The organism is Actinosynnema pretiosum, from assembly GCF_002354875.1.
GTDB lineage: Bacteria > Actinomycetota > Actinomycetes > Mycobacteriales > Pseudonocardiaceae > Actinosynnema > Actinosynnema auranticum.
The window spans coordinates 2,064,040-2,090,693 of sequence record NZ_CP023445.1; the positions used below are offsets into that span (position 1 = coordinate 2,064,040).

The 26,654-nt window shown below is 72.0% G+C and carries 16 protein-coding genes and 2 pseudogenes; 15 read left to right on the forward strand and 3 right to left on the reverse strand.

All coding sequences use genetic code 11. The features are described 5' to 3' along the window. Positions 1–346 precede the first annotated feature (346 nt). The 10 genes from CNX65_RS09290 to CNX65_RS09335 all read left to right on the forward strand — a co-directional run bounded on the left by CNX65_RS09290 (position 347) and on the right by CNX65_RS09335 (position 14,790). Positions 347–1,363 carry a LacI family DNA-binding transcriptional regulator gene (locus CNX65_RS09290; RefSeq protein WP_198320448.1) on the forward strand — a complete coding sequence of 339 codons (1,017 nt, stop codon included), beginning with the start codon at positions 347–349 and terminating at the stop codon, positions 1,361–1,363. Between the two features lie 364 nt (positions 1,364–1,727). Next, positions 1,728–3,392, forward strand: a complete 1,665-nt coding sequence (gene araB / locus CNX65_RS09295; protein ID WP_096492407.1) for a ribulokinase — start codon at positions 1,728–1,730, stop codon at positions 3,390–3,392. Between the two features lie 2 nt (positions 3,393–3,394). Further along, entirely contained in the window at positions 3,395–4,048 is a 654-nt protein-coding gene (locus CNX65_RS09300; RefSeq protein WP_177154639.1) for an L-ribulose-5-phosphate 4-epimerase, read from the forward strand. Between the two features lie 20 nt (positions 4,049–4,068). Beyond that, positions 4,069–5,577 carry an L-arabinose isomerase gene (araA, locus tag CNX65_RS09305; protein ID WP_096492408.1) on the forward strand — a complete coding sequence of 503 codons (1,509 nt, stop codon included), beginning with the start codon at positions 4,069–4,071 and terminating at the stop codon, positions 5,575–5,577. A 148-nt stretch (positions 5,578–5,725) separates the two neighbouring features. Further along, on the forward strand, positions 5,726–6,847 hold the full coding sequence (chvE, locus tag CNX65_RS09310) for a multiple monosaccharide ABC transporter substrate-binding protein (protein ID WP_096492409.1): 1,122 nt from the start codon (positions 5,726–5,728) through the stop codon (positions 6,845–6,847). Positions 6,848–6,849: 2 nt separating this feature from the next. After that, positions 6,850–8,376, forward strand: coding sequence for a multiple monosaccharide ABC transporter ATP-binding protein (gene mmsA, locus CNX65_RS09315; protein ID WP_096492410.1), 1,527 nt, complete (start codon positions 6,850–6,852; stop codon positions 8,374–8,376). Next, positions 8,373–9,590: a multiple monosaccharide ABC transporter permease gene (gene mmsB, locus CNX65_RS09320; RefSeq protein ID WP_096492411.1), complete on the forward strand. Its 1,218-nt coding sequence runs from the start codon at positions 8,373–8,375 to the stop codon at positions 9,588–9,590. The genes mmsA and mmsB overlap by 4 nt, the downstream gene beginning before the upstream one ends. Before the next feature lie 53 nt (positions 9,591–9,643). After that, positions 9,644–10,861 carry a C39 family peptidase gene (locus CNX65_RS09325; protein ID WP_096492412.1) on the forward strand — a complete coding sequence of 406 codons (1,218 nt, stop codon included), beginning with the start codon at positions 9,644–9,646 and terminating at the stop codon, positions 10,859–10,861. Positions 10,862–11,275: 414 nt separating this feature from the next. Further along, positions 11,276–13,501 carry a rhamnogalacturonan lyase family protein gene (locus CNX65_RS09330; protein WP_096492413.1) on the forward strand — a complete coding sequence of 742 codons (2,226 nt, stop codon included), beginning with the start codon at positions 11,276–11,278 and terminating at the stop codon, positions 13,499–13,501. A 134-nt stretch (positions 13,502–13,635) separates the two neighbouring features. Continuing rightward, positions 13,636–14,790, forward strand: a complete 1,155-nt coding sequence (locus tag CNX65_RS09335) for a hypothetical protein (protein WP_096492414.1) — start codon at positions 13,636–13,638, stop codon at positions 14,788–14,790. Between the two features lie 57 nt (positions 14,791–14,847). On the opposite strand, the gene CNX65_RS09340 is transcribed toward CNX65_RS09335, so the two are convergent. Together CNX65_RS09340 and CNX65_RS09345 are read right to left on the reverse strand one after the other, a co-directional pair. Continuing rightward, the gene (locus CNX65_RS09340) at positions 14,848–15,177 is read right to left on the reverse strand and encodes a putative quinol monooxygenase (protein ID WP_096492415.1); all 330 of its coding nucleotides are present in this window, start codon (positions 15,175–15,177) and stop codon (positions 14,848–14,850) included. Positions 15,178–15,268: 91 nt separating this feature from the next. Beyond that, positions 15,269–16,270, reverse strand: coding sequence for a LacI family DNA-binding transcriptional regulator (locus CNX65_RS09345; protein ID WP_096492416.1), 1,002 nt, complete (start codon positions 16,268–16,270; stop codon positions 15,269–15,271). Positions 16,271–16,485: 215 nt separating this feature from the next. Between CNX65_RS09345 and CNX65_RS09350 the strand changes: the two genes are divergently transcribed. From CNX65_RS09350 to CNX65_RS09360, 3 genes are all read left to right on the forward strand, one after another. Then, a complete protein-coding gene (locus tag CNX65_RS09350; RefSeq protein WP_096492417.1) occupies positions 16,486–19,266 on the forward strand; it encodes an AbfB domain-containing protein in 2,781 nt (926 codons plus the stop codon). Between the two features lie 171 nt (positions 19,267–19,437). Continuing rightward, entirely contained in the window at positions 19,438–22,665 is a 3,228-nt protein-coding gene (locus CNX65_RS09355) for a GH92 family glycosyl hydrolase (RefSeq protein ID WP_096492418.1), read from the forward strand. A gap of 152 nt (positions 22,666–22,817) precedes the next feature. After that, a complete protein-coding gene (locus tag CNX65_RS09360) occupies positions 22,818–23,936 on the forward strand; it encodes a hypothetical protein (protein ID WP_157767561.1) in 1,119 nt (372 codons plus the stop codon). Here CNX65_RS09360 and CNX65_RS09365 read toward each other — a convergent pair. Next, positions 23,933–25,021, reverse strand: a complete 1,089-nt coding sequence (locus CNX65_RS09365; protein ID WP_096492420.1) for a Fic family protein — start codon at positions 25,019–25,021, stop codon at positions 23,933–23,935. The two genes, CNX65_RS09360 and CNX65_RS09365, sit on opposite strands and share 4 nt — an antisense overlap. Before the next feature lie 449 nt (positions 25,022–25,470). Between CNX65_RS09365 and CNX65_RS38140 the strand changes: the two are divergent. Then, positions 25,471–25,842, forward strand: a pseudogene (locus tag CNX65_RS38140) (DUF6359 domain-containing protein); the annotation flags it as partial. Positions 25,843–25,953: 111 nt separating this feature from the next. Next, positions 25,954–26,643, forward strand: a pseudogene (locus tag CNX65_RS38145) (endonuclease I family protein); the annotation flags it as partial. Between the last annotated feature and the right edge of the window lie 11 nt (positions 26,644–26,654).

A 26,654-nucleotide genomic window follows, 5' to 3' on the forward strand; every position in this document is an offset into this window, starting at 1 on the left:
GCGCTCGACGGGCGACCGCGCACGCCCCCGACCGGTGACTTCTCCGGCGCGCTCCGCCCGATTTCCGGGAAACCGCCGCACTTCCCGCTCTGCGGGGTCGAGTTCGCACCACTCCGCGACCGGGCGCCGTTCCCGCGGCGCGTCCACCGGCTCGCCGAGGTCCACCCGGAGCGGGCGCGTCCGCGGCGCTGCGGCAATCGGCCGAATGCCGGAACGCGATGTCCGAACGGTGGACAATGGACGGTGGCGACTCCTACCGTGGTAGACCGTTGTTATCGCTAACACGTGTGGCTTTCCGGCCGGTTGGCCGCGTTGCTCGATCAGCTGAGTTGAAGGTGGGGCAGGAGTGGACAACAGGACCACGCGCGATCCCGCGATGACGGACGTCGCGAAGCTGGCGGGCGTGTCCCACCAGACCGTGTCGCGCGTGCTGAACGGCCACCCCAACGTCCGCGAGCAGACCAGGCTCCGGGTGCGGGCCGCGATCGCGGAGCTGGGCTACCGGCCCAACCGCGCGGCCCGCGCGCTGGTCACCGGGCGCTCGCAGGTCATCGGGGTGGTCGCGCAGAACTCCACCCTGTACGGGCCCGCCTGGCTGCTGGCGGCGGTCGAGCAGGCGGCGGCGGAGGCGGGGTTCGCGGTCAGCGTCGGGCTGGTCAAGAGCCTGGACCGGGCGTCGATCTCCGAGGCCATCGAGCGGCACCGGGACCAGCGCGTGGCGGGCATAGTCGTCATCGCGCCGACCGACTCGGCGAGCGCGGCGCTGGCCGACGTGCCGGACGGCGTGCCGCTGGTCGCGGTCGACGGCGACCCCGAGCGGGCGTCGGCGCTCGTGACGGTCGACCAGGAGGCGGGCGCGCTCGCCGCCGTGCGGCACCTGCTGGACCACGGGCACCAGACGGTGTGGCACGTGTCGGGGCCGCCGGACTGGTACGACAGCGAGGGCCGGGTGCGCGGGTGGCGCCGGGCGCTGGAGGAGGCGGGCGCCGAGGTGCCGCCGGTGGTCGCGGCGGACTGGAGCGCGGCGTCCGGGTACCGGGCCGGGCTGATGCTGGCGCGGATGCCGGAGGTGACGGCGATCTTCGCGGCGAACGACCACCTGGCGCTGGGCATCCTGCGGGCGATGAGCGAGCGCGGCAGACGGGTGCCGGACGACGTGAGCCTGGTGGGCTTCGACGACGTGCCGGAGGCGGCGTTCTTCATCCCGCCGCTGACCACCGTGCGACCGGACTTCGACGCGGTGGCGCGGGAGACCCTCGGGCTGCTGCTGGCGCAGGTGGCCGGGACGGAGCTGGGCGCGCCGAGGCGGACCGTCGCGCCGAGCCTGGTGGTCCGCGACAGCGTCGCGCCGCCTCGGAGCTGAGCGGGGGAGGGCCCGGCGGGGCCGGGCGCGGACCGCCGAACCACCTACCTCCCTCGTTCAGTTGTCCCCCATCCGAGGGTTTCTGCGTCCGCCTGGCGGGGAACCTGTGCCTGGAAGTGATCACGTCACCCCACACCGGTGACGCTTCCGACCCAACCGTCGCCCGTTCCGGTACCCAGCGTGACCAAGTTGTAGCCCTGAGGGAGTAGCGTGTGTCACACGCCCCCTGTCCAGGACCAACCGCGCCGGGTAACGCGCGGGTTACTCGTGTGCCCTCCGCAGTCGTGCGCGTTCACATCACGGTTAAGCCCACGTTGCACCGGGGGCTTGACGGGCCGAATGTTAGCGATAACACTCCTCGCTCATGGCGAATGATCCCCTGGTCGTGGGAGTCGATTTCGGCACGCTGTCCGGCCGCGCCGTCGTGGTCCGGGTCAGCGATGGCGCCGAGCTCGGCACCGCGGTGCACGAATACCGGCACGGTGTGCTCGACCGGACCACCCCCGGTGGACGGGCGCTGCCCCCCGAGTGGGCCCTCCAGGTCCCGCAGGACTACGTCGACGTCCTGCGCAACGCGATCCCCGCCGCGCTCGCGGACGCGGGCGTCGACGCCGCCGACGTCATCGGCGTGGGCACCGACTTCACCGCCTGCACGATGGTCCCGGTGAACTCCAGCGGCACGCCGCTGTGCGAGCTCCCCGAGTTCGCCGACCACCCGCACGCCTTCGTCAAGCTCTGGAAGCACCACGCCGCCCAGGGCCAGGCCGACCGGATCAACCGGCTGGCGCAGGAGCGCGGCGAGTCCTGGCTGCCCCGCTACGGCGGCCTGATCTCCTCCGAGTGGGAGTTCGCCAAGGGCCTGCAGATCCTCGAAGAGGCCCCCGACGTCTACGCCGCGATCGACCACTGGGTCGAGGCCGCCGACTGGATCGTCTGGCAGCTCACCGGCACCTACGTCCGCAACGCCTGCACCGCGGGTTACAAGGGCATCTACCAGGACGGCAACTACCCGTCCCCGGAGTTCCTGGCCGCCCTCAACCCCGGCTTCGCCGACTTCGTCTCCACCAAGCTGGAGCACCCCCTCGGCCAGCTCGGCGACCGCGCGGGCGGCCTGTCCGCCCAGGCCGCCGCCTGGACCGGCCTGACCGAGGGCATCGCGGTCTCCGTCGGCAACGTCGACGCGCACGTCACCGCGCCCGCCGCGCAGGCCGTCGAGCCCGGCCAGATGGTCGCCATCATGGGCACCTCCACCTGCCACGTCATGAACGGCGACCACCTCGCCGAGGTGCCCGGCATGTGCGGCGTCGTCGAGGGCGGCATCGTCCCCGGCCTGTGGGGCTACGAGGCCGGTCAGAGCGGCGTCGGCGACATCTTCGGCTGGTTCGTCCAGCACCAGGTGCCCGCCTCGTACCACGAGACCGCGCGCGAGCGCGGCATCTCCACCCACGAGCTGCTCACCGAGCTGGCCGCCGAGCAGAAGATCGGCCAGCACGGCCTGGTCGCGCTCGACTGGCACAGCGGCAACCGCTCGGTCCTGGTCGACCACGAGCTGTCCGGCGTCGTCGTCGGCCAGACCCTGGCCACCCGCGCCGAGGACACCTACCGCGCCCTGCTGGAGGCCACCGCCTTCGGCACCCGCGTCATCGTCGACACCTTCACCGACGCGGGCGTCCCGGTGACCGAGCTGGTGATCGCGGGCGGCCTGCTGCGCAACAAGCTGCTCATGCAGATCTACGCCGACGTCACCAACCTGCCGCTGTCGGTCATCGGCTCCGAGCAGGGCCCCGCGCTCGGCTCCGCGCTGCACGCCGCCGTGGCCGCGGGCGCCTACCCGGACATCCGCGCCGCCGCGCTGGCCATGGGCTCCCTGCTCAAGGGCGTGTACCAGCCGATCGAGGCGAACGTGCAGGCGTACGAGCGCCTGTTCACCGAGTACCAGGAGCTGCACGACTACTTCGGCCGCGGCGCCAACGAGGTCATGCACCGCCTGAAGGCCGGCCGCCGCGAGGCGCTGGGGGAGGAGAGCTGACCGTGTCCGCCATCGCCGACATCCGCAGGACCGTCGCGTCCCTGCACGCGCAGCTGACCAAGTACGAGCTGGTCATCTGGACCGCGGGCAACGTCTCCGCGCGCGTGCCCGACCAGGACCTGATGGTCATCAAGCCCTCCGGCGTCTCCTACGACGACCTCGGGCCCGAGGCCATGGTCGTCACCGACCTGCACGGCAACCTCGTCGAGGGCGACCACTCGCCGTCCTCCGACACCGCCGCGCACGCCTACGTGTACCGGCACATGCCCCACGTGGGCGGCGTCGTGCACACCCACTCGACGTTCGCCACCGCGTGGGCCGCGCGCGGCGAGTCCATCCCGTGCGTCATCACGATGATGGCCGACGAGTTCGGCGGGGACATCCCGGTCGGCCCGTTCGCGCTGATCGGCGACGACTCGATCGGCCAGGGCATCGTCGAGACCCTCGCGAACAGCCGCTCGCGGGCGGTCCTCATGCACGGCCACGGGCCCTTCACCATCGGCAAGGACGCCAAGGACGCGGTGAAGGCGGCCGTGATGCTGGAGGACGTGGCGCGCACCGTGCACCACGCGTTCCAGCTCGGCAAGCCCGAGCGGATCGCGCAGGAGCACATCGACAGCCTCTACGCGCGCTACCAGAACGTCTACGGGCAATGAGCCCACGAGGAGGACGCACGATGCCCGCCGCGGCGACACCCCAGGTCTGGTTCCTCACCGGCTCCCAGCACCTGTACGGCCCGGAGACCCTGGATCAGGTCGCCGACCAGTCCCTGCAGATCCAGCGGATGCTGGCCGGCGCAGGCCGGATCTCGGCCGAGATCGTCAGCAAGCCCGTGCTCACCGACTCCGGCGCCATCCGCAAGGTGATGCTGGAGGCGAACGCCGACCCGGACTGCATCGGCGTGATCGCGTGGATGCACACGTTCTCGCCCGCCAAGATGTGGATCACCGGGCTGGACGCGCTGCGCAAGCCGCTGCTGCACCTGCACACCCAGCTCAACGAGTCCCTGCCGTGGTCGACCATCGACATGGACTTCATGAACCTGAACCAGGCCGCCCACGGCGACCGCGAGTTCGCGTTCATCCAGACCAGGCTGGGCGTGCCGCGCAAGACCGTCGTCGGCCACGCCACCGACCCGCGCGTGCTCAGCCGGGTCGACGCGTGGGTGCGGGCGGCCACGGGCCACAACACGCTGCGGAACCTGCGCCTGGCGCGCTTCGGCGACAACATGCGCGACGTCGCGGTCACCGAGGGCGACAAGGTCGAGGCGGAGCTGCGCTTCGGCGTCTCGGTCAACACCTACGGCGTCAACGACCTGGTGGCCGTGGTCGACGCGGTCGGCGAGGACGAGATCGACTCGCTGGTCGCCGACTACGCCGAGCTGTACCGGCTGGCGCCCGAGCTGGCCAAGGGCGGAGACCGGCACGACTCGCTGCGCTACGCGGCCCGCATCGAGGCCGGGATGCGCCGCTTCCTGGTCGACGGCGGCTTCGGCGCGTTCACCACGAACTTCGAGGACCTCGGCGGGCTCCGGCAGCTGCCGGGCCTGGCGGTCCAGCGCCTGATGGCCGACGGCTACGGCTTCGGCGGCGAGGGCGACTGGAAGACCTCGGTGCTGCTCACGGCCGTCAAGGCCATGGGCGAGGGCACCGGGAAGGGCACCTCCTTCATGGAGGACTACACCTACCACCTGGTGCCCGGCGAGGAGAAGATCCTCGGCGCGCACATGCTGGAGGTGTGCCCGACCATCGCGAAGGGCACCCCGTCCTGCGAGATCCACCCGCTGGGCATCGGCGGGCGCGAGGACCCGGTCCGCCTGGTCTTCGACGCCCTGGAGGGTCCGGCCACCGTGATCGGCATGTCCGACCTCGGCGACCGCTTCCGCCTGGTGGCCAACGACATCGACGTCGTGGCCCCGGACGAGCCCCTGCCCGCCCTGCCGGTGGCGCGCGCGGTCTGGAAGCCCGCGCCGTCGCTGGCCGTGTCCGCCGAGTCCTGGCTGACCGCGGGCGGGCCGCACCACACCGTGCTGACGCAGGCCGTCGGCTCCGAGGTCCTGCGGGACTTCGCCCAGATGTCGGAAACCGAACTGGTGCTGATCGACGAGAGCACCACCACGGAGCAGTTCGCGGACCGGCTCCGCTGGAACCAGGCGTACTACCGCCTGGCGCAGGGGCTCCGCTAACGAGCCCGGTCGAACCCCGCTGGTCCAGACCACTACTCTGCGTCGTCAGGGTGGTGGTCAGGACCGGTGGGGTTCGCCACCCCCGGCACCACCGCGCCAGCACCACCGGCGCGGGCAACACCGCCACGCAACACCCGGAGGAGAAACAATGAAGTTTCCGAAGATCGTCGCGGCGTTCAGCGCCGCGGCGCTGGCTGTGTCACTGTCGGCCTGCGGGTCGGCTGAGAAGACGGTGGACCAGAAGGGCGGGGACACCGAGGGCGCCCTGATCGGCGTCACGATGCCCACCAAGTCCTCCGAGCGCTGGGTGCACGACGGGGACAACATCAAGCAGGCCCTGGAGGCCAAGGGCTACAAGGTCGACCTCCAGTACGCCGAGGACCAGATCCCGACGCAGGTCAACCAGCTCGAGAACCAGATCACCAAGGGCGCCAAGCTCCTGATCGTGGCCTCGATCGACGGCAAGGCCCTCAGCAACCAGCTGGAGCAGGCCAAGGCCCAGAACATCCCGGTCATCTCCTACGACCGGCTCATCCTGGACTCGCCGAACGTCGACTACTACGCCTCGTTCGACAACTTCAAGGTCGGCGTCCAGCAGGCCACCTCCCTGCTGACCGGTCTCAAGGTCATCAACGCCGATGGCTCCCCCGGCTCCGCGACCGGCCCGCTGAACATCGAGCTGTTCGGCGGCTCGCCGGACGACAACAACGCCCCGTTCTTCTTCAACGGCGCGATGTCCGTCCTCCAGCCGCACATCGACAAGGGCACCCTCGTCGTCAAGAGCGGCCAGAAGGACTTCAAGGTGGCGGCCACCCTGCGCTGGGACCCGGCCACCGCGCAGCGCCGCATGGAGGACCTGATCACCTCCACCTACTCCGGCGGTGACAAGGTCGCGGGCGTCCTCTCGCCCTACGACGGCATCTCCATCGGCATCCTCTCCGCGCTCAAGTCCAGCGGCTACGGCACGGCGGGCCAGCCCTGGCCGATCGTGACCGGCCAGGACGCCGAGGTCGCCTCGGTCAAGTCGATCATCGCGGGCGAGCAGTACGCCACCGTGCACAAGGACACCCGCAAGCTGGCCGACGTGACGGTCAAGATGGCGGACGCGCTGCTCAAGGGCGAGAAGCCCGAGGTCAACAACGAGACCGACTACAACAACGGCAAGAAGGTCGTCCCGGCCTACCTGCTCGACTTCGTCGCCATCGACAAGTCGAACTGGGAGAAGGAGCTCGTGGAGACCGGCTACTACACGGCGGATGAGCTGAAGTAACGATGACCGACGACATCCTGGTGATGCGCGGCATCACCAAGAGGTTCGCGGGGGTCACCGCGCTGAGCGACGTCAACTTCGCCGTTCAGCGCGGTGAGATCCACGCGATCTGCGGGGAGAACGGCGCTGGCAAGTCCACGCTGATGAAGGTGCTCTCCGGGGTGCACCCGCACGGCTCCTACGAAGGCGAGATCGTCTACGACGGGCAGCCGGTCGCGTTCTCGACCGTCCGCGACAGCGAGCGGCTCGGCATCGTGATCATTCACCAGGAGTTGGCGCTCGCCCCGCAGCTCTCCATCGCGGAGAACATGTTCCTGGGCAACGAGCGCGCCTCCAAGGGCCTGATCGACTGGAACAGGACCAACCACGAGGCAGCCGAGCTGCTGGCCCGCGTCGGCCTCCGGGAGAACCCGGTGACGCAGGTCAGCGACATCGGCGTGGGCAAGCAGCAGCTGGTGGAGATCGCGAAGGCCCTGTCGAAGGAGGTGAAGCTGCTCATCCTCGACGAGCCCACCGCGGCGCTCAACGACGAGGACTCGGCCCACCTCCTCGACCTGCTCGAAGGGCTCCGGAACGAGGGGATCACCTCGGTGATCATCTCGCACAAGCTCAACGAGATCACGCGGATCGCGGACAACATCACGATCCTGCGCGACGGCCAGACCATCGAGACGCTGCCCGCCGAGGGGCTCACCGAGGACCGGATCATCTCCGGCATGGTCGGCCGCGACCTGGAGAACCGCTACCCGCCCCGCGAGCCGAAGATCGGCGACGAGGTGCTGCGGATCGAGGACTGGACGGTGCACAGCCCCGTCCAGGCCGACCGGGTCGTGGTCGACAAGGCCTCGCTCACCCTGCGGCGCGGCGAGATCGTCGGCCTCGCCGGGCTGATGGGCGCGGGCCGCACCGAGCTGGCGATGAGCCTGTTCGGGCGGACCTACGGGACCAACATCTCCGGCAAGGTCTTCAAGAACGGCAAGGAGATCAGCACCAAGACCGTCGACCAGGCGATCGCCCACGGCATCGCCTACGTCAGCGAGGACCGCAAGCGGTACGGGCTCAACCTGATCGCCGACGTCCAGCGCAACATCTCCGCAGCCGCGCTCCGCAAGCTCGCGCCCAGGACGTGGGTCAACGAGAACGAGGAGCACGCGGTCGCCGAGAAGTACCGGCGGAGCATGAACATCAAGACGTCCAGCGTGGCGACCACGGTCGGCACGCTGTCCGGCGGCAACCAGCAGAAGGTCGTGCTGGCCAAGTGGATGTTCACCGACCCCGAGGTGCTGATCCTCGACGAGCCGACCCGAGGCATCGACGTCGGCGCGAAGTACGAGATCTACACGATCATCAACGAGCTGGCCGAGCAGGGCCTCGCGGTGCTGGTGATCTCCTCCGAACTGCCGGAGCTGCTCGGCCTGTGCGACCGCGTGTACGCGCTGTCGTCCGGTCGGATCACCGGTGAGGTGGACCGCGCCGAAGCAACCCAGGAACGCCTGATGCAGCACATGACCCAGGGACAGATGACATGAGCACCGCCAAACTCGATCCGCCGGTCGCCCCCGCGGCTCCCGGCGCCAGGAACAAGTTCTCGATCAACATCCGCCAGTCCGGCATCTACGTGGCGTTCGCGTTCATCGTGGTGCTGTTCTCGGTGCTGACCGACGGCGCGCTGCTCACGCCCCAGAACATCTCCAACATCATCGTCCAGAACTCCTACGTGCTGATCCTCGCGATCGGCATGATCCTGGTGATCATCGGCGGGCACATCGACCTGTCGGTGGGCTCGGTGGTGGCGGTGACCGGCGCGGTCTGCGCGGTGCTCACCGTGAAGATGGGGCTGGCCTGGCCGCTCGCGGTGCTCATCACGCTCCTGGTGGGCGCGATGATCGGCGCGGCGCAGGGGTACTGGATCGCGTACTTCGGCATCCCCGCGTTCATCGTGACGCTCGCGGGCATGCTGGTCTTCCGCGCCCTCACCATGACCGTCCTGGGCAACCAGGGCATCGGCCCGTTCCCGGACCCGATCCGGACGCTGGCCAACGGCTTCACCGAGGGCTACCTGGGCAACGTGGCGCTCGGCCCGCTGGGCGGCGCGGACCTGGTGTCCCTGCTGGTCGGCCTCGCCTGCGTGGCGGCCTACGCGTTCTCGCAGCTGCGCAAGCGCCAGGCGCGCCTGGGCTACAAGCAGACCGTCGAGCCGATGGGCGTGTTCATCGCCAAGATCGTCGGCATGGCGGTGCTCGTGCTGGCCGTCGTGGTGCAGCTGGCCCGCTTCCGCAACCTGCCGTGGGTGCTCGTGCTGCTCGCGGCGCTGGCGCTGGGCTACTCGCTGCTCGCCAACCGCTCGGTGTTCGGCCGCCACATCTACGCGATCGGCGGCAACCTCCAGGCGGCGCAGCTGTCCGGCGTGAAGACCAAGCAGGTCACGTTCTGGCTGTTCGTCAACATGGGGATGCTGGCCGCGCTCGCGGGCGTCATCTTCGCCGGTCGGCTCAACCAGGCCGGCCCGACGGCGGGCAACTCGTTCGAGCTCGACGCGATCGCGGCGGCCTTCATCGGCGGCGCGGCCGTGCAGGGCGGTGTCGGCAAGGTGGTCGGCGCGATCACCGGCGGCATGATCATGGGCGTCATCAACAACGGCATGTCCCTGATCGGCTCGCCCAGCGAGCAGGTGATGCTGGTCAAGGGCCTGGTGCTGCTGGCCGCCGTCGCCTACGACGTGTGGACCAAGCGCCGCTCGTGACCTGACCCGGTCGGGTGTTTACCACCACCGCGCCCGCCGCGACAATCTCCCACATGAGGTTGCTCGCGGCGGGCGCGGTGCTGTGCGTGGCGGTGGTGTCGGCGACGGCGATCCCCGCGGTCGCCGCGCGGTCGGGGGGAGCTGTGGACTACCACGAGTGGAGCGCCGGCTCGCTGCGCCAGGGGACGTTCGAGGGCGCCCTGGTCGGGCGGGACGGGCTGGAGCTGGCCCGGCCGGTCGGCCGCGTCGAGCGGGAGGGGCGGGCGTACGAGTACGCGCGCTGGACCTCGCCGGTGCGGCGGCTCGGCTTCCCGGCGACCCAGGCGGTGGCCTCCTGGAACGCCCGCACGCCCGCGGGCACCTGGATCCAGGTGGAGTTCCGGTCGGTGGGCGACGGCTGGACCAGCGGCTGGTACGTGCTGGGGCGCTGGGCGCACGGGGACGCGGACATCAAGCGGGCCACGGTGTCCGGGCAGTCCGACGAGCACGGGTCGGTGGACGTGGACACGTTCGTCGCCGGGGAACCGCTGGTGGCGCACCAGGTCCGGGTGACCCTGCACCGCGCGGTCGGGCAGGCCGCGGCTCCCTCGGTGTCGCTGGTCGGCGTGATGGCGTCGGCGGTGCCGGACCGGTTCACCGTGCCCGCCAGCAGGCCGGGGCCCGCGCGCGGGATCGAGCTGGACGTGCCCCGGTACTCGCAGAACGTGCACCTGGGGGAGTACCCGGAGTACGACGGCGGCGGCGAGGCGTGGTGCAGCCCGTCGTCCACCGAGATGGTCGTGGAGTACTGGGGGCGCGGGCCGACGCCCGAGGAGACCTCGTGGGTCGACCCGTCGTACGCGGACCCGACCGTGGACCACGCGGCCAGGCACACCTACGACCACGACTACCGGGGCGCGGGGAACTGGCCGTTCAACACGGCGTACGCGGCGCACTTCGGGCTCAGGGCGCACATCACCCGGCTGACCTCGCTGCTGGAGCTGGAGCGGCACATCGCGCGCGGCGTCCCGGTGATCACCTCGCAGGCGTTCCAGGCCGACGAGCTGCCGGGGTCGGGGTACTCGACGGCCGGGCACATCATGGTCGTGGTCGGGTTCACCGAGCGGGGCGACGTGATCGCCAACGACCCGGCCTCGCCGGACAACCCGTCGGTGCGGCGGGTGTACCCCCGGCGGGCGTTCGAGAACGTGTGGCTGCGGACCAAGCGACCCCTGCCCGGCGGCGGGGTCGGCGGCGGGTCCGGGGGGATCGCGTACATCATCCAGCCCTGAGGGGCTCGGCCCGAGCGCTCCGGCCGAGCGATCCGGCCGAGTGGCTTGGCCTGTGCGGCTGGCTCGAGCGGTCCGGCTCGGCCCGAGCGGCCCGGCCTTGCCTGAGCGGCGTGGCCCGAGTGGCTGGGCCCGAGCGAACCGCCCAAGTGGCTTGGCCTGAGCGCCCCGCCCTGTGCGGCTGGCCCGCGCGGCCCGGTCGAGCGCTCCGGCCCGAGCCGTCCCGCCCAGCCGAACGCCCCGTCCCCGTGTCGACGAACTCCCCCGGCCCCCGTGTCGAACAGCGCGGCGGCCGTTGTCGAACGCCGATCGCCGTCGAGAAAGCGCTTTCCAGAAGGGGTTGACCCGTCGTGTCCGAATCCGCTTCACTCGGTTCTCACATGGGAGCGTTCCCAGAAGCGAGATGAAGGAGCAACGGTGCTCACCAACTCGTTCCGCGCGCGGTTGGGCGCGGCAGTCGCCGCCGCCACCGCGCTGAGCGGCGGACTGGTCGTCGTGGGCACGGCCTCGGCCGCCCCGGCTTGCAAGGTCGACTACACCGTGCAGAACCAGTGGCAGGGCGGCTTCTCCGCCACCGTCACCGTCAACAACCTCGGCGACCCCGTCGACGGGTGGTCCCTGGTCTGGACCGCCGCCTCCGGCGAGAAGGTCGACCAGGGCTGGAACGCGGCGTTCTCGTCCTCGGGCACGACGGTCACCGCGTCCAACGTGGACTGGAACAAGGCCATCCCCACCGGCGGCTCGGTCTCGTTCGGGTTCAACGGTTCCCGGACCGGCGAGCCGGTCGTCCCGTCGGGCTTCGCGCTCAACGGCACCACGTGCACCGGCGGCGTCGCGCCCACCACGACCACCACGACCACGACCACCGGCGGCCCCACCACCACGACCACCGGCGGCGGCACCGCGCCGCTGCCCGACCCGACCGGGCGCAAGCAGGTCGAGCGGCTCGACCGGGGCCTGATCAGCGTCCGCTCCGGCAGCGGGAACCTGGTCAGCTGGCGGCTCCTGGGCGGCGACCCGCAGAACGTGGCGTTCAACGTCTACCGGGGCGGCGCCAAGCTGAACGCCTCACCCATCACCGGCTCCACGAACTACCTGGACAGCGGCGCGGCGGCCGACGCCTCCTACACCGTCCGCGCGGTGGTCAACGGGGCCGAGCAGCCCGCGTCCCCGGCCTCGCTGGCCTTCGGCAACGGCTACCGGGACGTCCCGATCCAACCGCCGTCGAGCGCCTACGCCGCGAACGACGCGAGCGTCGGCGACCTGGACGGCGACGGCGTCTACGAATTCGTCCTCAAGTGGGAGACCACCAACGCCAAGGACAACTCCCAGTCCGGCACCACCGACGTCGTCTACGTCGACGCCTACAAGCTCAACGGCACCAGGCTGTGGCGGATCAACCTGGGCCGCAACATCCGGGCGGGCGCGCACTACACCCAGTTCCAGGTCTACGACTACGACGGCGACGGCAAGGCCGAGGTGGCCATGAAGACCGCCGACGCCACCGTCGACGGGCGCGGCACGGTGATCGGCAACGCCTCCGCCGACCACCGCAACTCCTCCGGCTACGTGCTCACCGGCCCCGAGTACCTGACCATGTTCAACGGCCAGACCGGCGCCGCGATGTCCACGGTCGACTACGACCCGCCGCGCGGCACCGTCGCAGACTGGGGCGACAACTACGGCAACCGGGTCGACCGGTTCCTCGCCGGGACCGCCTACCTGGACGGCGCCCGCCCCTCGCTGATCATGGCTCGCGGGTACTACACCCGCGCGGTGATCGCGGCCTGGGACTTCCGGAACGGGGCGCTCACCAAGCGCTGGGTGTTCGACTCCAAGGCCTCCGGCAACAGCGGCTACGCGGGGCAGGGCAACCACTCGCTCACCATCGGCGACGTCGACGCGGACGGCCGGGACGAGATCGTCTACGGCGCGGCGGCCATCGACGACAGCGGCAGGGGCCTGTGGAACACCGGGCTCGGGCACGGGGACGCCGCGCACCTGGGCGACCTCGACCCGTCGCGGGCGGGGCTGGAGTACTTCAAGGTCGACGAGGACACCTCCAAGCCCGGCTCGTTCCTCGCCGACGCCCGCACCGGTTCCCGCGTGTGGACCACCGCGTCCGGCGGCGACAACGGGCGCGGCGTCGCGGGCGACATCTGGGCGGGCAGCCCCGGAGCCGAGGCGTGGTCGGCGCGCGACGCGAACCTGCGCAGCGCCAAGGGGGCGGAGATCGGGCGCAAGCCCAGCTCGATCAACTTCCTCGCCTGGTGGGACGGCGACCCGGTGCGCGAGCTGGTGGACCAGACCCGGATCGACAAGTACGGCGCCGGCGGCGACACCCGGCTGCTGACCGCCTCCGACGTGCACAGCAACAACGGCACCAAGGCCACCCCGTCGCTGTCCGGCGACCTGTTCGGCGACTGGCGCGAGGAGGTGGTGTGGCCCACCACCAACAACACCGCGCTCCGGATCCACTCCACCCCGCACCAGACCGACCGGCGCATCCCGACCCTGATGCACGACACCATGTACCGGGTCGCGATCGCCTGGCAGAACACGGCCTACAACCAGCCGCCGCACCCGAGCTTCTTCATCGGCGACGGCATGGCCACCCCGCCCTGGCCGGACGTCCACTACTGAGCCGAGGGCGGCTCGCGCGGAACCGTTCGTGAACCGAACGCTCCCGGCTCCCGTTGACCCCAGCGGGCGCCGGGAGCGACAAGCCCGTCTCCGCCGCCGCGAGGAAACGCCCCCCTAGCGAGGAGAACCGGCTCATGGTGAGGAAGAAGGCCAGCAGGAGCGCCGCCGCGATCGGCGCCGCGGTGCTCGGCGCGGCCCTGGTCCACGGCGCGGTCGACCCGGCCCCGGCGTCGGCCGCGGACTGCGGGAGCGGCGCGTACCACGCCGAGGTGACCAAGTCCGGCAGCACCTGGACCGCCAAGCGCGGCAGCACGACCGTGCACACCGGCGCCGACATGCGCGCCGCCATGCAGGCCGCCGTCGGCGCGCTCACGTCCGGGCGCACCAGCAAGGAGCGCCTGGTGGTGCGCGGCTCCGGCACGATGAGCGCCGGGTCGCGGTTCTCGCTGCCCAGCTACACGGTGCTCGACGTGTGCGGCACCATCAACGTCACCGGCAGCGGCACCGGCGACCAGGCCCCGGTGTACGCGCGCGGCGTCACCGACGTCGAGGTCCAGCACCTCAACGTCACCGGGACGCCGCTGTACGGCATCTTCATCCGCAACGCCACCAACGTCGTGCTCGGCCAGATCGACATGCGGCTGTCCAGCGGGCTCGGCGTGCGGATCGACAACCGGGGCGACACCTCGGTGCGCACCAGGAACGTGCGCATCGACAACGTGTACGTGTCCGGCGCGTCCAGCCACGCCGTGGAGACCTACGGCCTGGACGGGCTGACCGTCGGCACGGTCACCGCGCGCAACGTCGGCGAGTCCGGGCTGCTGCTCAACGACACCGTCAACGCGAACGTCACCCTGGTCGACGCGGACGGCGCCGGGACCGGCACCGGGTACGCGGCGTTCCGCACCGCCAACCGGAACGGGCGGATCAACAACGCCTACCCGATCAACGTCCGGGTCGGGCAGGTGATCGCGCGCGGCGGCGGGCGCGGGGTGTTCTGCGTGTCCGAGAGCGGCGGGCTGCAGATCGACCGGGTGGACATCGCGAACACCGGCAACAACGCGATCCTGATCGAGAACTGCTACAACGTGAACCTGGCCGCGCAGAGCGGGACCGTGACCGGGCCCGGCGACATCAGGCTCGCGTCGCGGTCGGAGTTCCCGGTGACCAAGGACGTCGTGGTGCAGAACCTGCGGGTGACCAACTCGGCGATCACCGAGAACCCGTGCGGCACGAACACCACGTTCCGCAACAACACGCTCGTCAACAGCAAGCAGACGATCTGCTGATCAGTCCGCGGTGGACGGTGGGGCCCCGGCGCGCGATCGCCGGGGCCCCCGCGCGTCTCAGCCGTTCTTAACGGCCAGCTCGCCCAGCTCGGACCAGGTGTCCTGGGGGACCTTGGCGTTGACGATCCTCGGGGTCTCCACCAGGTAGGGCGGCAGCTCCTCCTGGGCGGTCTTGAAGTGCGCCGAGTTCACGTGCTCCACCGCCGCGTCGTCGTCCTTGAACGCCTCGACCAGCACGTACTCGTTCGCCACGTCCAGGCTGCGGGACCAGTCGTACCACAGGCACCCGGCCTCGGCGCGGGTCGCCTCGGTGAACGCCCGGCTGATCTCCGGCCAGTTGTCGGCGTGCTCGGGCTTGACCAGGAACTTGGCGGTGATGAAGATCATGACGCTCCCTCGGCGTTGGTCGCCTGAACGGTTCGGGCTCGGGTCGATCCTCGCACAGGCCGGGACGTCCGGCCCGCAGGTGGTTGACCGGTTACCGCGCGCTGCCGCCGGTGCTCTCCCGCACCCGCAGCGCGAACGGCGCCCGCACCTCGCGCGGCTCGTCCGCCTCGCCCGCCACCCGCCTGCGCAGCAGCTCCACCGCCTCGCGCGCGATCGCGGCCTTGTCCGGGGCGACCGTGGTCAGCGACGGCAGGCTGAACGCGCCCTCCTCGGTGTTGTCGAACCCGACCACCGCCACGTCCTCGGGCACCCGCGCCCCGCGCTCGGCCGCCGCCCGCAGCGCGCCGGTCGCCAGCAGGTCGTTGAAGCAGAACACCGCGTCCGGCGGCTGCGGCAGCGCCAGCAGGGCCGCCATCGCCTCGGCGCCGTCGCGGCGGTGGTAGTTCGCCACCCGCGCCACCAGCTCCTCGCGCACCGGCAACCCGGCCCGAGCCAGCGCCTCCCGGTACCCGGCCAGCCGCTGCGCCGCCGTGCCGCGCGCCGGGTGCGCGCCGATCGCGGCGATCCTGGTGCGCCCCAACGACACCAGGTGCGCCACCGCCTCGCGCGCCGCCAGGACGTTGTTGATGCCCACCCGGTCCAGGCGCGCGTCCACCGAGTGCTCGCCCAGCAGCACCACCGGCACCGCCGGGTCGCCGAAGTCCGCCGCCGTCAGGGCCTCCGGGCTCACCAGCGCCCCGTCCACCAGGTGCGGGCCGAGCGCGGCCAGGGTGGCGCGCTCGCCCTCCCGCGTGCCCTGGGTCTGCTCGATCAGCACGTTCCAGTCGTGCTCGCGCGCGGCCGTGAGCACCTGGCCCGCCAGCTCGCCGAAGTACGGGACGCCGAGCTCCGGCACCACCAGCGCGACGAACCCGGTGCGGCCCCTGCGCAGGTTCCGCGCGCCCAGGTTCGGCCGGTACCCGGTGGCGGCCAGCGCCTGCTCGACGCGGCGGCGGTTCTCCGGCTTCACGAAGCTGTGGCCGTTCACCACGTTCGACACCGTCTTGACCGAGACGCCCGCCAAGGTGGCGACGTCCTTGAGGGTTGTGGCCACCCGGCCCCCTTGTCGCTGGTGGGACGGCATCGGGTGGTGATCTTAGCGGGCGGTTCGGAGGGTTTACAACGTTGTGCCAACGATGTAAAAAGCGGGGGCGCAACCGTCCAGGGCGTTCTCCCGCCGCAGGCGCCTCCACCCGGCAGCTCCACCCCGCGCGTCCGCGTGCGCGGGTCCCTGCAAGCGAGTCCCCGGACCCACCGGAGTGTCCCCCCATGCGCAGATCCCTGTCCCGCGCCCTCTTAGCCCCGCTGGCGGCCCTGCTGGTCGTCGGCTCGGCCGCCCCGGCGCTCGCCCAACCGGCCGCCTCGGCGCGGTCCGCCGACGCGGGCCCGTCCGCGGACGCGGTGTGGCAGCCCAAGCCCGCGCCGCTGACCACGCCGTGGACCAACCAGGTCTCGCCCACCAACGCCCTCCCGGAGTACCCGCGCCCGCAGCTCGTCCGGCCGGACTGGCAGAACCTCAACGGGGTGTGGGAGTTCGCGGGCGCCGCGAACCTGGACGACCCGCCGATCGGCCGCCCGCTCGCCGAGGGCGTCCTGGTGCCCTACGCGATCGAGTCGGCGCTGTCCGGCATCAAGCGGCACGAGGACAGCATGTTCTACCGGCGGACCTTCACCGTCCCCGCGGGCTGGGACGGGCGGCGCGTGAAGCTCAACTTCGGCGCCGTCACCTGGGAGAGCCGGGTCTGGGTCAACGGGACCCAGGTCGGCACGCACACCGGCGGGTTCGACCCGTTCTCGTTCGACATCACCGGCGCGCTCCGCGGCGGCGCCAACGAGATCGTGGTCGGGGTCAACTCGCCGGTCGACGGGCAGCGCTACCCGATCGGCAAGCAGCGGCGGAACCCGAGCGGCATCTGGTACACGCCCGCGTCCGGGATCTGGCAGACGGTGTGGCTCGAACCCGTGGCCACCAACCACATCACGCGCCTGGACACCACGCCGGACGTGCCCGCCGGGGTGCTGGACCTGGTCGTGCAGGGCAGCGCGGGCAGGCAGGTGCAGGCCCAGGTGCTCAGCGGCGGCCAGGTCGTCGGCACGGCGTCCGGGACCGTGGGGCAGCACCTGCGGGTGCCGGTGCCGAACGCGCGGCTGTGGTCGCCGGACGACCCGTTCCTGTACGACCTGCGCGTCACCATGGCGGGCGGCGACGCGGTCACCGGGTACTTCGGGATGCGCTCGCTCGGCAAGGCCGTCATCGGCGGGGTCACCAGGCCGCTGCTGAACGGGGACTTCGTGTTCCAGCTCGGCACCCTGGACCAGGGTTACTGGCCGGACGGCGTCTACACCGCGCCCACCGACGCGGCGCTGCGGTCGGACCTGGAGCAGCAGAAGGCACTGGGCTTCACCATGGTCCGCAAGCACATCAAGGTGGAACCGGCGCGCTGGTACTACTGGGCGGACAGGCTCGGGCTGATGGTGTGGCAGGACATGCCGTCGGTCGACTCGGTGGACGAGGCCCCGAACAGCCACGCCAACTTCGAGTCCGAGCTGCGCCGGACGATCGAGCACCTCAAGGGGATCACGTCGATCGTGCAGTGGGTCCCGTTCAACGAGGGCTGGGGCGAGTACGACGCCGGGCGGATCACGGACCTGGTGCGGTCGCTGGACAACACCCGGTTGATCAACCACAACTCCGGGTCCAACTGCTGCGTCTCCGACCCCGACCCCGGCAACGGGGACGTGATCGACGACCACGCCTACCAGATGTCCTCCGGCACCCGGCAGCCCGACGGGCGGATCGCCGTGCTCGGCGAGTACGGCGGGCTCGGGCGGCGGATCACCGGGCACGAGCACCAGCCCGGCCAGGGCTTCGCCTACGGCGACCTCTACCCCGACGAGAACTCGTTGACCAGCCGGTACGTCACGATCACCGAGGAGGTCGGCCGGTTCGTGCAGACGCGGGGGCTCTCCGCTTCGGTGTACACCGAGCCGTACGACGTGGAGAACGAGGTCAACGGCTTCCACACCTACGACCGCCAGGTGCTGAAGGTGGACGCCGAGCGGGTCAGGGCGGTCAACCAGCGGGTCCTGGCGCGCGCCAGGGGGACCGAGGTCGGGCGGGACGAGCTGGTCTCGCTCAAGGTCGCCACCCCCGGCTTCACCACCCGCTTCCTGCGGCACCAGAACTCCCTGGCCCGCACCGACGTGCTCACCCCCGGCAGCGGCGAGGGCGCGACCAAGGACGCCACCTACCGGTTGCGCCCAGGGCTCGCCGACTCGGCCTGCTACTCGTTGGAATCGCGGAACTTCCCCGGCAGCTACCTGCGGCACTCGTCCTCGCGGGTGCGGCTGGACGCCAACGACGGCAGCGCGCTGTTCGCCGGTGACGCGACGTTCTGCGCCCGCGACGGCTGGGGCGCGACGGCGTTCGAGTCCAAGAACCTGCCGGGCCACTTCCTGCGGCACTACAACGAGGGCGTGTACGTGGCCCGCAGCGGCGGCCCGAACCCGTGGGACGGCGCGGCGAGCTTCACCCGGGACACCACCTGGAACGTCACGATCCCGCTGTGGCGCAGCGGGGTCGACCTGCCCGTCGACCAGGCGCGCTCGCTGCGGGTGACCACGCCCGGTTTCACCGACCGGTTCCTGCGGCACCGGGACAGCCTGGCCCGCACCGACGTGGTCGGCCCCGCGAGCGACGCGACCACCAAGGCCGACGCGACGTTCGTCGTGCGGCGCGGGCTGGCCGACCCGTCCTGCTACTCGTTCGAGTCGCGGAACCTGCCCGGCCGGTTCCTGCGGCACGCCTCGTACCGGCTGCGCCTGGACACCAACCCGAACACCGACCTCTTCCGCCGGGACGCCACGTTCTGCGCCCAGCCGGGGACCGGCGGCGCGCGGCTGGCCTCGGTGAACGAGCTGGGCGCGAACGTCCGGCACTACAACGCGGAGGTGTGGGCGGCCAGCGACGGCGGGGCCCACGCGTACGACAACCCGGTCTCGTACGCCCAGGACGTGAGCTGGAGCTTCGACGCGCCCTGGACGCCCTGACCCGGTGCGGGGGCGGGGCGCGGGACCGTTCGGGTGCCGCGCCCCGCGTCCCACTTCGGCGCTCTGGACGGCCATGGGGTGGTGCGCCACCCTCAGGGAGCGGTCCGGGAACCGAACCGCCTGTTCGACCCTGTTGCTTGACAACGTTGTCACACAGAGAGGCCGTCGACGATGACCCTCCCGCGAGGCAGCACAGCACTGGCCGCCGCAGCACTGCTCGTGCTCGGAGCGGCCGTCCCAGCCCAGGCCCAGCCGTCGTCCGGGAGCGCGGCGGAGGACCCCGTCACCCTGGTCAACCCGTTCGTCGGCACCCAGAACTTCGGCAACACCTTCCCCGGCGCGAGCGCCCCGTTCGGCATGGTCCAGGTCAGCCCGGACACCGGCGGCCAGGGCGGCTACGACTACCAGCAGGGCTTCATCCACGGCTTCAGCCAGACCCACCTGTCCGGCGTCGGCTGCCCCGTCGCGGGCGAGCTGCCGATCATGCCCACCACCGGCGCGGTCACCAGCACCGACCACAACGCCTACCGGTCCGCCTACAGCCACGACGACGAGGAGGCCGAACCCGGCTACTACCGCGTCGGCCTCCAGCGGTACGGCATCGGCGTCGAGCTGACCGCCACGCCGCGCACCGGCTGGCAGCGCTACTCGTTCCCGGCGGGCGCGAGCGGCAACGTGCTGCTCAACACCGGCAAGGCCAACCAGCAGGTGCTCGACTCGCAGGTGCGGGTGGTCGACGACCGCACCGTGGAGGGCCGGGTGCGGGCCGGGCGGTTCTGCGCCGGGCTGGACGAGCACACCGTGTACTTCACCGCCTCGTTCGACCGGCCCTTCCAGGCGTTCGGGACCTGGCGCGGCGGCGCGGTCACGCCCGGCGCGCGGGAGGCGTCGGGCAGCGGCGGCAACGGGGCCTACGCCACGTTCGACACCACCGCCGACCGGGACGTGGTGGTCAAGGTCGGCCTGTCCTACACCGGGATCGAGGGCGCGCGGAAGAACCTGGCCGCCGAGACCGACGGCCACGACTTCGACGCCGCCCGCGCCGCGCTGCGGCAGACCTGGCAGGAGCAGTTGGGGCGCGTGGAGATCGGCGGCGGGAGCCCGGAGCGCCGCAAGGCGTTCTACACCTCGCTCTACCACTCGGTGCTGCACCCGAACCTCGCCGGGGACGTGGACGGCCGCTACACCGCGTTCGGCGGGCAGGTGAAGCAGGCGCAGGACTTCACGCCGCACCAGAACTTCTCGCTGTGGGACACCTACCGCCCGCAGAACCAGCTCCTCGAACTCCTCGAGCCCGAGGTGGCGCGGGACGTCGCGCTGTCGGTCCTCGCGGCGGGCCGCGACGGCGGCTGGCTGCCGAGGTGGGCGCTGGCCAACAGCGAGACCAACATCATGACCGGCGACCCGGTCACCCCGTTCCTGGTCGAGGCGTGGTCGCGCGGGCTGCTCAAGGGTCACGAGGCCGAGGCGTACGAGCTGCTCAAGCGCAACGCCACCAGCCTGCCGCCGGACGACTCGCCGTACAACGGGCGCTCCGGCGTCGAGCACTACCTGGAGCGCGGCTACGTGCCGTCCGGGCTGGAGAAGGGCGTGGACTGCCCCCACAAGGGCGGCGACAACGACTGCGCCCACCCGGCGTCCGCGACGCTGGAGTACGCGGCGGCCGACGCCGCGCTCGCCCTGATGGCGGAAGGCTTGGGGCAGGAGGAGGACGCGCGCGCCTTCGCCGCCCGCGGCAAGTGGTACCGCAACCTCTGGGACTCCGGCACCAAGCACTTCCGCCCGCGCACCCAGGACGGCACCTGGCTCGCGCCGTACGACCCGGTCGAGGCCGGGCACCAGTTCCACGAGGGCGGCGCATACCAGTACCAGTGGCTCGTGCCGCAGGACCCCGACGGGCTGGTCGACCTGATGGGCGGGCGGCGCGAGACCGAGCGCAGGCTCGACGCGTTCTTCGCCTACGACAAGCTGCTCGTCGACCCGGCGGGCACCGCGCGCACCGAGTGGATCACCCAGCCGTACGACTACTACGGCAAGCCGACCTACAACCCGAACAACGAGCCCGATCTGCACGCGCCGTACACCTACCTGTCGGTGGGCGCGCCCGCGAAGACGGCGACCGTGGTGCGGGCGGCCATGACCCTGTTCACCGACGGGCCGGACGGCATGACCGGCAACGACGACCTGGGCACGATGTCCGCCTGGTACGTGTTCTCCTCGCTGGGCCTGTACCCGACGATGAGCGGCGCGGGCTTCTTCGCCCTGTCCAGCCCGCAGTTCCCCAGCGCGACCGTCCACATCGGAGACAAGGCGCTCGCCATCACCGCGCCGGGGGCCAGCGACGCCAACCGCTACGTGCAGCGGGTGTCGTTGAACGGCAAGGACGTGCGCAAGACCTGGCTGTCCTGGGACGACGTGGCGCGCGGCGGCTCGCTCCAGCACCGGCTCGGCACGTCCCCGTCGACCTGGGGCACCTCCGCCGACGCCCGGCCGCCGTCGATCAGCCGGGGCCTGCCGGACACCCGAGCGCACCTGGACGCCTCGCTGCGCCCGTCGACCGCGGTGCTGCCCACCTCGGCCGAGCGGCGCACGGTGCCGTTCGCGCTCGACGTGCTCGCCCAGTCCCCGCTCCTGCTGCCGGTCTCGTTCACCGCGTCCGCGCCCGAGGGCTGGCGGGTTCCGCTGCGCCCCTTGGTGATCCCGTCGTTCACGCTGCCCGCGCAGCGCGAGGTCGAGGTCCCGGTGACCATCCCGGCGAACACCCCGCCGGGCTCCTATGAGGTCTCGGTGACCGCGCGCGGTCCGAACACCACCACGGCGAAGGTCGCCGTGGAGATCCGCGAAGCGGTGGCGTGCGCGGCGAGCGGTGACGGGTGGTGCGCGGTCGACCTGTCCGCCGCGCTCAACCACGACGGCACGGCCACCGCCGCCGCACCCGGCGAGGGCGACTTCGACGGCGGCGGCTGGAGCTACGACGCGGCCCTGCTGCCCACCGGCCGGGTCACCTGGGGCGGTGTCACCTACGTCGCCCCCGACACCTCCGGGACCGCGCCCAACTTCGTGGAGGCGCGCGGGCAGGCGCTGCTGCTGCCCGAGGGGAGGTACCCGGCGCTGAACCTGGTGGGCGCGGCGCACAACGGCCCCGTCGGCACGGCGGTGACCGTTCGCTACACCGACGGGACCAGCGCGTCCGCGCCGGTGGTCGTGGCCGACTGGGCCGGTTCGGGCAGCGCGGTCGTGCTGGAGATGCCGCACCGGATCAAGGCGGGCTCCGGGGTGGACTCGCCGCCGGTGCGGTTGTTCGGGCACCGCGTGGCGCTCGATCCGGCGAAGGTGGTTCAGTCGGTCGTGCTGCCTGCCGATCCCAGGGTCGAGGTGTTCGCGGCCACCCTCGGGTGATCACCGGGCACGCGGAGTCCCAGGGGGGTGAGGGCTGTGGTCGGATCGGGTGGTGTTCGCTGGTGCGAACCGGTGGCTCGTCGTGCAGCCCTCATCCCCGCCTCGGATGATCGGGGCCGAGCGGTGGAAGCGCAGCGGGAGGAGTCGTGCCGGTGTACGGGGTGTGGGACAGCCGCCCGTGGCGTGCCGACCTGCTGAACACCTTCCTGGTGCTCGACGTCCCCGAACTGCCGATGCGGGTGCTCGCGGTCGGATCGGGCATCGACCTGCGCCGCGCGGGTGAGGAGCTCAGCGCCGTCCTCGACCGCCCGCTGCGCGACGACTGCCCCGCGCGCCTGTCCAGGGTCGGCGGCGACCGGTTCCGGCTGCACCCGGAGCCGGTCGCGCCCGACGAGTGGGACGACGCGGCGCTGCTGGTGGCCAGGCGGATCGGCGAGGACCTGCTGCGCGCGCTCGCGAAGGTCGTGCCGGACGTGGCCGGGTTCGACCACGAGTGCGGCACGCTCGCCCTCCCGGAGGCCGAGTTCGCCGACGCGGCGGAGGCGGCGGCGTGGCCGGTGCGGCACCGGTGGCTGCTGCTGGGCGCGGTGCGCGCGGCCGTGAAGGCCGGGTGGCACACCCTGGCGGCGGCGCTGGCGGCGCGGATGTGGGTGGCGGCCTCGGTGGAGGCCGACCCCAAGTGGGCCGAGGAGCTGGCGCACTGGGGCGCCGAGGCGGCGATCGAGTCCCGGCGGCCCGAGGCCCTGGCGGGGCTGCTGCGGTTGAGCGCGGTGTGGTTCGCCGACCACGGGGACTTCGTCACCGCCGAGGAGCACGGGGTGCGGGAGCTGCGCGCCCGGCGGCGGCTCGGCGACCCGGACGGCATCGCGGACGTGCTGTGGCGGCGGGCCGAGGTGTACCGGCGCTGGGGCAGGCTGCACCTGGCCCTGGACTGCTACCGGGACCTGGAGTTCCACTACCGCGAGCTGGCCGACGAGCGCGGCGCGGCGCGGGTGCGCGCGGCCACCGGCGTGGTGCTGCTCGCCGCGGCCAGGCCGGAGGCCGCGGTCGCGCAGCTGGAGCGGGCGGCGCGGGTGCTCGCGGACCTGCCCGGCGTCGGCGCGGGCGAGCGGGCCGGGGTGCTGGAGGAGCTGGGGAACGCGTTGTGGCGCATGGGTTCCGGCGACAAGGCGGTGCAGCGGTACCGGGACGCGCTGGCGCTGCTGGAGAGCGGCGACGACGAGGCCGCCCGGCGGGTCCGGCGGTTGCTGGAGCGCGCCGAGCGGACCTAGCGCTCGGCCTTGAAGGCGTCCTCGTCCCGGATCGGCTCCCCCGGCGGTTCCGTCGTCAGCAGCCGCAGCACCGGCACGCACAGGAACACCTTCCGGTAGGGCCGGTCGTCCAGCGTCGTCACCAGCCCCAGCTCCAGCAGCCTGCGCGTCACGTCGGTGGCCGTCTTCGCGGTGAACCCGTGGCGCCGCACCAGCGCCGGGTGGGTCAGCACCGGGCTCGCCACCAGGTCGGCCGCCACGCGCCGGGCGCTGCGCGGGTGCGGCACCAGGTTCAGGTGGTGCGCCCGCAGCGCCGCCAGCTCCTCGATCAGGTTCGTCTGCGCCCTGGCCAGCTCGCGCACCCCGCGCGCGAAGAACTCCACCCACCCCACCGGTGAGCCGCGCAGCAGCGCGTCGCGCCGGTCCGCGTGCGTGTCCAGCCACACCGACAGCGGCAGGATCTGGTCGCGCAGCAGCCCCGACCCGACCAGCCGCAGCGAGGTGACCACGGCCGCGGCGTCCGGGAACGGCGGGTGCAGCGCCAGCAGCCGGTGCTCCAGGGCGAGCCGCGCGATGCGGGGAAGCGGTTCGAGCGCGCGCGTGGACACCGACCAGGCGCGCAGCGCCGCCGACCCGGCCAGCGGCGGCGCGCCCCTGCCGCGCGCCCGGACCGCGCCCACCTCGGCCAGCAGCCGCACGTCCAGCGCCCGCCCGCGCGCCAGCAGGTCCGCCCCCAGCTCCAGCGCGGCCAGGTAGCGGTCGAACGGCGGGTGCGCGCCCTCCGAGGCGGGGGAGGGCGGCGCGTCCGGCTCGTCCTCCTCGGGGGACACCGCGCGCAGCAGCAGGTCCGGCGGCGTCCCGGCGCCGAGGTCGGCGAACAGCCAGGCGTCCACCAGGTCCGCGCTGCGGCCCGCCCGCGCCGCCGCGCCCCTGGCGTCGCGGATGCGCGCGCAGCGGGCCAGCACCGAGCGGTCCGGGAGGCGCCACGCGGCCTCGTCCAGCCCGCCCAGCGCGTGCTCGGCCTCGCCCAGCAGCCGCTGCACCGGGACGGGCAGCGGCGGGCCCGCGAAGTCGGGGTCGGTGGGACCACCGGGTCGGTCGGTCATGGTCGGGAAGGGTGGCCGATGGGCGGTGGGGGCCTCAAGTGGTCGCCGCCCCCGGTGGTCGCCGCCGGAGCGGGCGCGGTGAACGTGCATCCGCCCGTGCGCCTGCACTCCCGGTGACGGCCCTGGCGATCAACGCAGGTCGGGTGCGGTGCACCCGTCACGGACCGCAGTTCTGCGGCGCTCGCGGAGCATCGGCGGTGGAAGCAAAGCCCCTCGGGAGGCGGGCGATTCCGGCACGAGACGCATCGGAGTCCACTCGATGGTGTGACGCCCGTGCGGGGTGACCCCGGACTTCGGCACTTATTCACACTGTCAACGGTCGTTCACTCTGAAGTGGCCACTGACGTGCGATTCTGTGTTCGTGTGGTGACCCTGCGCCGCACTTTGCCGGAGAGGATTCCTCGAAAGTGGACACTCGACGTCGTTGGACGACCTGGCACCCGGTGGCGATGTTCACTGCGGTGGCCGCCCTCGCCGCGGCACTGCTGATCCCCGACCGCGCCGCGTCGGGGGCCGCCGCCCCGCTCACCGTCGCGCAGGCCATCGCCCAGCAGGGCGGCTCCACGGCCACCGTGCGCGGCTACGTCGTCGGCCAGCCGACGGCCACCAGCACCGTCGTGCGGACCAACTTCCCGAACGACTACGCCCTCGCCCTCGCCGACTCGCCCACCCAGACCTCCACCGGCCAGATGCTCTACGTCCAGATCACCGCGTCGTTCCGCGCCGCGTGGGGCCTGCAGAGCAACCCGAGCCTGCTGGGCGCCCGGATCGACGTCACCGGCCCCCTCAACGCCTACTTCTCGCACGCGGGCCTGACCTCCCCGTCCGCGTTCGCCCGCGCCGACAGCGGCGGCGGCACGACCACGACCACGACCACCACGCGGGTCACCACCACCACGCCCGGCGTCACCACCACGACCCGGCCCGGCGGCGCCGACTCCTACTACCAGGCCGCGCTCGGCAAGACCGGCTCCGCGCTCAAGTCCGCGCTGCACACCATCATCAGCACCGGCGCGCGCAAGCTCAGCTACGACCAGGTGTGGGAAGCGCTGCGCAACACCGACCAGGACCCGAGCAACAGCGGCAACGTCATCCTGATCTACTCCGGCCGCTCCCAGTCCAAGACCGCCAACGGCGGCAACCCGAACGACTGGAACCGCGAGCACGTCTGGGCCAAGTCGCACGGCGACTTCGGCACCGCCACCGGCCCCGGCACCGACCTGCACCACCTGCGCCCCGAGGACGTGTCGGTCAACTCCGAGCGCGGCAACAAGGACTTCGACAACGGCGGCACCGCCGTCAGCGAGGCCCCCGGCAACCGCACCGACTCCGACTCGTGGGAGCCGCGCGACGCCGTCAAGGGCGACGTGGCCCGCATGATCTTCTACATGGCGGTCCGCTACGAGGGCGCGGACGGCTGGCCGGACCTGGAGGTCAACAACAGCGTCTCCAACGGCAGCAAGCCCAACATCGGCAAGCTGTCCGCGCTCCTGCAGTGGCACGCCCAGGACCCGCCGGACTCCTTCGAGCAGCGGCGCAACCAGGTCATCCAGGACAGCTACCAGGGCAACCGCAACCCCTTCATCGACCACCCGGAGTGGGTTTCCTCCATCTGGGGCTGATCGGGTTAAGG

What these genes read in the sequence shown, in the direction of transcription:
- araB (WP_096492407.1), top strand. Translation starts at nt 1,728, where the DNA reads ATGGCGAATGATCCCCTGGTCGTGGGAGTCGATTTCGGCACGCTGTCC.
- araA (WP_096492408.1), top strand. Translation starts at nt 4,069, where the DNA reads ATGCCCGCCGCGGCGACACCCCAGGTCTGGTTCCTCACCGGCTCCCAG.
- chvE (WP_096492409.1), top strand. Translation starts at nt 5,726, where the DNA reads ATGAAGTTTCCGAAGATCGTCGCGGCGTTCAGCGCCGCGGCGCTGGCT.
- mmsA (WP_096492410.1), top strand. Translation starts at nt 6,850, where the DNA reads ATGACCGACGACATCCTGGTGATGCGCGGCATCACCAAGAGGTTCGCG.
- mmsB (WP_096492411.1), top strand. Translation starts at nt 8,373, where the DNA reads ATGAGCACCGCCAAACTCGATCCGCCGGTCGCCCCCGCGGCTCCCGGC.
- CNX65_RS09325 (WP_096492412.1), top strand. Translation starts at nt 9,644, where the DNA reads ATGAGGTTGCTCGCGGCGGGCGCGGTGCTGTGCGTGGCGGTGGTGTCG.
- CNX65_RS09335 (WP_096492414.1), top strand. Translation starts at nt 13,636, where the DNA reads ATGGTGAGGAAGAAGGCCAGCAGGAGCGCCGCCGCGATCGGCGCCGCG.
- CNX65_RS09340 (WP_096492415.1), bottom strand. Translation starts at nt 15,177, where the DNA reads ATGATCTTCATCACCGCCAAGTTCCTGGTCAAGCCCGAGCACGCCGAC.
- CNX65_RS09350 (WP_096492417.1), top strand. Translation starts at nt 16,486, where the DNA reads ATGCGCAGATCCCTGTCCCGCGCCCTCTTAGCCCCGCTGGCGGCCCTG.
- CNX65_RS09355 (WP_096492418.1), top strand. Translation starts at nt 19,438, where the DNA reads ATGACCCTCCCGCGAGGCAGCACAGCACTGGCCGCCGCAGCACTGCTC.
- CNX65_RS09365 (WP_096492420.1), bottom strand. Translation starts at nt 25,021, where the DNA reads ATGACCGACCGACCCGGTGGTCCCACCGACCCCGACTTCGCGGGCCCG.